This is a genomic window from Nocardioides sp. (assembly GCF_034670285.1).
Taxonomy (GTDB): domain Bacteria; phylum Actinomycetota; class Actinomycetes; order Propionibacteriales; family Nocardioidaceae; genus Nocardioides.
This window is the reverse complement of record NZ_JAXMNS010000356.1, coordinates 1-4053: the sequence shown is the minus strand read 5'-3', so window position 1 is coordinate 4053 and position 4053 is coordinate 1. Positions and strand designations below refer to the sequence as shown.

General features: G+C 70.9%; 5 protein-coding genes and 1 tRNA gene. 3 read left to right on the top strand and 3 right to left on the bottom strand.

The genetic code is table 11. The features are described 5' to 3' along the window. The 3 genes from VOI19_RS15715 to VOI19_RS15705 all read right to left on the bottom strand — a co-directional run. Positions 1 to 265, bottom strand: a 265-nt coding sequence (locus VOI19_RS15715) for an SDR family NAD(P)-dependent oxidoreductase (protein WP_323793906.1), incomplete at its 3' end; no start/stop codon positions are given. 239 nt (positions 266 to 504) lie between these two features. After that, positions 505 to 1641: a GAF domain-containing sensor histidine kinase gene (locus tag VOI19_RS15710; RefSeq protein ID WP_323793905.1), complete on the bottom strand. Its 1137-nt coding sequence runs from the start codon at positions 1639 to 1641 to the stop codon at positions 505 to 507. Between the two features lie 281 nt (positions 1642 to 1922). Next, a tRNA-Leu gene (locus VOI19_RS15705) sits at positions 1923 to 2008 on the bottom strand. Positions 2009 to 2221: 213 nt separating this feature from the next. Between VOI19_RS15705 and VOI19_RS15700 the strand changes: the two genes are divergently transcribed. From VOI19_RS15700 to VOI19_RS15690, 3 genes are all read left to right on the top strand, one after another. Beyond that, positions 2222 to 2956 carry a DUF3662 and FHA domain-containing protein gene (locus tag VOI19_RS15700; protein ID WP_323793904.1) on the top strand — a complete coding sequence of 245 codons (735 nt, stop codon included), beginning with the start codon at positions 2222 to 2224 and terminating at the stop codon, positions 2954 to 2956. After that, positions 2949 to 3419, top strand: coding sequence for an FHA domain-containing protein (locus VOI19_RS15695; protein ID WP_323793903.1), 471 nt, complete (start codon positions 2949 to 2951; stop codon positions 3417 to 3419). Before VOI19_RS15700 ends, VOI19_RS15695 begins: the two co-directional genes overlap by 8 nt. Further along, positions 3416 to 4053, top strand: a 638-nt coding sequence (locus VOI19_RS15690) for a PP2C family protein-serine/threonine phosphatase (protein ID WP_323793902.1), incomplete at its 3' end; no start/stop codon positions are given. The genes VOI19_RS15695 and VOI19_RS15690, both read left to right, overlap by 4 nt.

Sequence of the window (4053 nt, the reverse complement as noted above, 5' to 3'; positions counted from 1 at the left end):
GGTCGGCGACCAGGCGCGAGACCTTGTCGGGATTGCGGCCGAGCACGTGCACGGTCGCGCCGAGGTCGAGGAAGGAGGAGACCATCGCCTCGCCGATGCCCGAGGTCGCGCCGGTGACCACGACACGCTTGCCGAGCAGGCTGCCCTTCTCGGCGTCCGGGGCCCACCACTTCTGGCGCAGGGCCGGACCGATCTTGGTGTAGCCGAGGACGAGCGACCGGTCGAGGACGGCGTCAGCGGCACGGGCGAGGGCAGAGGGTGACATGTCCCGAGCCTAGGGAACCGGACGACGCCCGCCTCACCCCCGCGGTGATCGCCGGTGTGGGCTCGACCACGCGGGCGGCGCGCGTCTGCGAGCCGACCGAGTGTGTGTACCGCCCCCGCTCTCCCCCCACGGTCGAGCGGGGGACGGCACTGTCAGGATAGACACAGCGCCCACATGTCGACTCCTGCGACATGCGGCGCGGACTCGCGGCTCCCCCCGCTAGCGGTCGAGATCGCAGGTCAGCGCGGGAGCCGGACCACCACGGTCGCGCCACCGCCGGGGGTCTCCACCAGACCGATCGTGCCGCCATGAGCCGCCACGACGCGGCGACAGGTGGCGAGGCCGAGACCAGAGCCGGGCACCGAGTGGTCCAGGCGGGTGTGGGAGGCGAAGATCCGGTCGCGGTCCTCGACGGGGACGCCACGGCCGTGGTCGACGACCTCGAGCACCCAGACGTCGTCGTCGAGGTGGGCCTGCACCTCAACGGACCCGCCGCCGGCGTGCTTGGCGACGTTGGTGAGCAGGTTCTGCAGCAGCAGGCGCAGCTGGAGGCCGTCGGCGCGCACCGAGGGAAGGTCGCCCAGGTGCACGTCGACACTGGCGAGCGTCGGGACGTCGTCCAGCACCGAGGTCACGAGGTCGGTGACGTCGAGGTCGTGCTTCGCCAGCTCGCCGCCGACGACGGCGTAGCGCAGGACGTCCTTCACGAGCGCCGACATGCGCGTGGCGCACTTGTGGCCGCGGGAGACCAGCAGCGCCATCGTGTCGACGCTCGGCGGCTCGGCCTCGAGCTCCTCGTCGAGGAGCTCGAGCGTGCCGGTCAGGGCCTGGATCGGGTTCTGGAGGTCGTGACTCACCTGCGACCCGAGCGTGGCGAGGTGCTCGTTGCTGCGCTCGAGCTCGGCGACCAGGTGCGCAGAGGCCTGCACCAGCTCGCGCTGCGCGATCTCGGCGGAGCAGGCGGCGGCCAGGTCGCGCAGGTTCTCCAGGTCGACGGGGGTCCAGGCGCGCGGCTCACCGTCGATGGCGCACAGCGAGCCGACGACCTTGCCGCGGCTGTCGGTGATCGGCCAGCCGGCGTAGGCGATGACGCCCAGCACCGGGATCGCGAGGTTGTCGGCGAGGAAGGGCTCCTCGCGGGCGTCCTCGATGATCAGCGGCTCCTCACGCGCCACGACGTACTGGCAGAACGAGTGGGACAACGGGGTCTCCCGCGCCTCCTGCCACGGGTCGGGCAGGCCCAGGGCACCTAAAAACACCTGGCGGTACTCCTCGACGATGCTGACCAGGCCGACCGGGACGCCCAGGGAGCGCTGCAGCAGCCGTGCGTAGTGGTCGAAGGACCCGAGCTCGGGCCGGACGCTGATCTCGCTCATCGAGTGCACGGTCGCGAGAGCCAGGCGACTGCGGTGCAGCGGGGGCGGTGGTGCTGGACGGGCATGGGACTGAACCTACTGCGGAGCACCTGATCATCCGGGCAGCTCGGGTGCGCGAGACAGTGCGTCCTTCCACCGTCTGCGGGTCGTTGATCCTGCTGTCCGCGCCACGGGGAGCCAGACCGCAGGCACTGCCCGACCGGCTGAAACGCAGCAACCCGGCCCAGATTCCTCTGGGCCGGGTTGCTCTGCGTCTTGCTGAGCCTCATGAGTGAGGCCACTGGTGCGCGAGGGGGGATTTGAACCCCCACGCCCTTTCGGACACTGGCACCTGAAGCCAGCGCGTCTGCCGTTCCGCCACTCGCGCAAGTAACCGGATCAGATTAGCCCAGGCCTCGATCGCTCAACAAACCGGCGGCACCTCCCAGCCGATCCGCGAGTGAACCCGTCGACCCCTCAGGGGTGAGGGTCCCGGGCACGACGACTCGAGGTGGCTACGATCGACGTTGCGTCCGGTTGCCCGACCGGTCCTTGTCATGCCCCGCACCAGGTGTGGGGCCGTCCTGAGGAAGGAGTGCGGATGGGAGGCCTGCAACGCTTCGAGCAACGGCTCGAGTCGATGATCTCCGGTGCGTTCGCGCGCACCTTCCGCAGCGCCGTCCAGCCGGTGGAGATCGCGGCGGCGCTCGAGCGCGAGCTCGACAACAACGCCCAGATCCTCTCCCGCGATCGGCGCCTGGTGCCCAACTCGTTCCACGTGGAACTGTCGCGCACCGACCTCGACCGGCTCGCGCCGTACGACTCCACGCTGGTGCGCGAGCTGTCGGACTCGCTCAAGAAGCATGCCGACAGCCAGTCCTACGTCTTCCCGGGCCCGCTGAAGATCGACTTCGAGTCGGCCGACGACCTGACCACCGGACGCTTCCGGATCCGCAGCGAGGCCCAGGCCTCCGTCAGCGGGACGGCCACCCACACCCAGGTGAGTCGCGCTCACGCCCTGCTCGAGGTCAACGGCAGCCAGCACCCCCTCCAACCTCCCGGCCTCGTCATCGGCCGTGGCACCGAGGCCGACATCCGCATCAACGACCCCGGCATCAGCCGCCGTCACGCGGAGTTCCTCATCACCCTCGGCTCCGAGGGCGCCGATCCCCTCATCGAGGTGCACGACCTCGGCTCGACCAACGGCATCCGCATCAACGACCGCAAGGTGCCGCGCGCGACCCTGCGCGACGGCTCGGTGGTCAAGGCCGGCAACACGACGCTGACGGTGCGCATCGTCTCCGAGACCGAGAGCACCGGGTGGGGCGATGTCTGAGCTGACCCTGTTCCTGATCCGCATCGCCTACCTGGCGATCCTGTGGATCTTCGTGCTCTCGGCCATCTCGGTGATCCGCTCCGACATGTTCGGCGCCCGCGTGCCCGAGGCCGCTCGCGGCCAGGGCAGCCCGCGCCCGCCCAAGCAGCAGAAGCCGCCCCGCCGTCGCGGGTCGCCCACCCAGGTGGTCGTCACCCAGGGCTCCAGCGCAGGCGCCACCGCCCCGCTCGACCAGGCCCCGATCCTGATCGGCCGCGGCACCGACGCCGCCATCCGCCTCGACGACGACTACGCCTCCACCCGTCACGCGCGCATCGCCGCCTCGGGCGACCAGTGGTTCGTCGAGGACCTCGGCTCGACCAACGGCACCTACATCGGCAGCGTGCGGATCACCCAGCCCACCACGATCGCCATCGGCACCCAGGTGCGGATCGGCAAGACGATCCTGGAGCTGAAGAAATGAGCGACCCCGCAAGCGGCCCCGGCGGTGCCGGCGGACCCGCCACGGGAGAGATCCCGGCCGTCACCGACCCCGCCGACGAGGCCGGAGCGACCGGTGAGGGCACGAGCGCTGCTCCCGTCGAGCCCGCGCTGAGCCTCCACTACTCCGCGATCTCCGACGTGGGTCGAGTGCGCAAGGACAACCAGGACTCCGGGTACGCCGGCCCCTGGCTGCTCACCGTCTGCGACGGCGTCGGCGGCGCCGCCCGCGGTGACATCGCCTCGAGCACCGCGGTCTCCGAGCTGCGCGCCCTCGACGTCGCGCCGCCCGCGACCGACAGCCCCTCGCTGCTCACCCGCGTGGCCGACGGCCTGCACGACGCACACGCCCAGATCGGCCACCTCGTCGACGAGGACCCGTCGATCAACGGCACCAGCACCACCGCCACCGTCGCGCTCTTCGACGGCCACCGCGTCGGCATCGGCCACGTCGGCGACAGCCGCGCCTACCTCTTCCGCGACGGCGAGCTCTCCCAGCTCACCACCGACCACACGTTCGTGCAGAGCCTCATCGACGACGGCCGCATCACCGAGGCCGAGGCGCGCGTGCACCCGCACCGCAACCTCATCCTCAAGGCCCTCGACGGCATCCACGA

Bases quoted from the DNA above. Each gene is read 5' to 3' on its own strand.
- VOI19_RS15700 (WP_323793904.1), top strand. From the start codon at position 2,222: ATGGGAGGCCTGCAACGCTTCGAGCAACGGCTCGAGTCGATGATCTCC.
- VOI19_RS15695 (WP_323793903.1), top strand. From the start codon at position 2,949: ATGTCTGAGCTGACCCTGTTCCTGATCCGCATCGCCTACCTGGCGATC.
- VOI19_RS15710 (WP_323793905.1), bottom strand. From the start codon at position 1,641: ATGAGCGAGATCAGCGTCCGGCCCGAGCTCGGGTCCTTCGACCACTAC.